We start from the raw sequence: 1836 nt of genomic DNA, 5'->3' as shown, positions 1-1836 counted from the left end.
GTCAGATCCCTTTTCCGTCGGAAAAGGGATCTGACCCCGGCAGTGCTCCTACACCGGGCGCTTGCTCGGGTCGCCGGGTAGTTCGCGCACCAGTTTCGGAATCAGATAGCCGGACAGGCGTGCGGTCAGGCCGGCAATCAGCGCCTTGGCCTGGGCATCATCCACTTCGAAGTGGGCCACGCCTTCGACCCGGTCCAGCTGGTGCAGGTAATAGGGCAGCACGCCGGCGGCGAAGCTGCGCTCGCTCAGGTCCTGCAGGGCCTGCACGCTGTCGTTGACTCCCCGCAGCAGTACCGCCTGGTTCAGCAGCTGGGCGCCGACGCCGCGCAGGCGGGCCATCGCCGCGTCCACGCTGGCGTCGAATTCATTGGCGTGATTGGCGTGGACCACGATCGCCAGCGGCCATGGCAGGCTGCCCAGCCAGCACACCAGTTCATCGTCCACGCGTTCCGGCAGCACGATCGGCAGCCGGGTATGGATGCGCAGGCGGCGGATATGCGGAATCGCGCGCAGGGCGTCGGTCAGCTCGACCAGCTTGTGCGTAGCCAGTGACAACGGGTCACCGCCGGACAGGATGACCTCATCGATGTCCGGGTCGGCCGCGATGGCGGCTACGGCCTCCTGCCAGCCACCCTTGGCGGCGTTCTCCGCGCCATAGTCGAAGTGGCGGCGGAAGCAGTAGCGGCAGTTGATCGCACAGCTGCCCGTCGCCACCAGCAGGGCGCGGCCACGGTACTTCTGGATGACGCCGGTGGCCTTCTTGGCCGCACCATCACCCACCGCATCGAAGCTGAACCCGGGCGCCGGGCGCATTTCCTCGTCGATCGGCAGCACCTGGCGCAGCAGCGGATCGGCCGGATCGCCCACGCGCATGCGGGCCACGAAGCCCTCGGGCACGCGCAATGCGAACTGGTCCATGGCCGCCTCCGAGACACCCAGCGCCGCCGGGTCCAGCTGCAGCCGGGCCAGCAGGGCGTGCGGGTCGCGCAGCGCCTGGCGCCAGAGCTGCTGCCAGCGCGCGGGCGCGCCTGGCGACTGGGGCCGGGGGAAGGCGGAAAGCTGCATGGAGAGGGGGCCTGCGGTTATCATGGGGGCAGAAAAACAGTCGCCCACCGGCATCCGGTGGGCTTTCCATTCTAACGGCTCGCCGCACCCGCGGCGTTTCTGCCACTCAGGAGTTTACGCATGGCCAGCTACGGCATGAACGACGTCAAGAACGGGATGAAGATCCTGGTCAACAACCAACCGGCCGTCATCATCGACACCGAATACGTCAAGCCGGGCAAGGGCCAGGCCTTCACCCGCGTGAAATACCGCCTGATCAAGGACGGCCGTACCCAGGAAGTGACCATGAAGTCGACCGACTCGCTGGATGCAGCCGACGTCGTCGATACCGACATGAACTTCATGTACAGCGACGGCGAGTACTGGCACTTCATGGACCCGGAGTCCTTCGAACAGGTCCAGGCCACCAAGGCCGGCATGGGCGGCGCCGAGAAGTGGCTGAAGGGCGAAGAGTCCTGCGTGGTCACCCTGTGGAACGGCGAGCCGATCTTCGTTCAGCCGCCGAACTTCGTCGAACTGAAGATCACCGAAACCGATCCGGGCGTCCGTGGCGACACCTCGGGCGGCGGCGGCAAGCCGGCCACCCTGGAAACCGGTGCCGTGGTCCGCGTGCCGCTGTTCGTCAACCAGGACGAAGTGATCCGCGTTGACACCCGTTCGGGCGAATACTCCGCACGCGTCAAATAAGGTTCCGGTCGCAGGCCGACCTTGCTGTAGAGCCGAGCCATGCTCGGACACGCGCCAGCGCATTCGCGCTGGCGCTCCCATGAT

General features: G+C 66.6%; 2 protein-coding genes. One reads left to right on the top strand and one right to left on the bottom strand.

Annotated elements, in window-relative coordinates:
* Positions 1-48: 48 nt before the first annotated feature.
* Complete coding sequence (epmB, locus tag ABGA94_RS03560) at positions 49-1065, bottom strand: EF-P beta-lysylation protein EpmB (protein ID WP_162911599.1); 1017 nt, start codon at positions 1063-1065, stop codon at positions 49-51.
* 120 nt (positions 1066-1185) lie between these two features.
* On the opposite strand from epmB, the gene efp reads away from it, so the two are divergent.
* Positions 1186-1752, top strand: a complete 567-nt coding sequence (efp, locus tag ABGA94_RS03555; protein WP_005410381.1) for an elongation factor P — start codon at positions 1186-1188, stop codon at positions 1750-1752.
* Positions 1753-1836 lie beyond the last annotated feature (84 nt).

Source organism: Stenotrophomonas sp. 3diitr2024 (assembly GCF_042136455.1).
GTDB lineage: Bacteria > Pseudomonadota > Gammaproteobacteria > Xanthomonadales > Xanthomonadaceae > Stenotrophomonas > Stenotrophomonas sepilia.
This window is presented reverse-complemented; position numbering and strand designations above follow the sequence as displayed.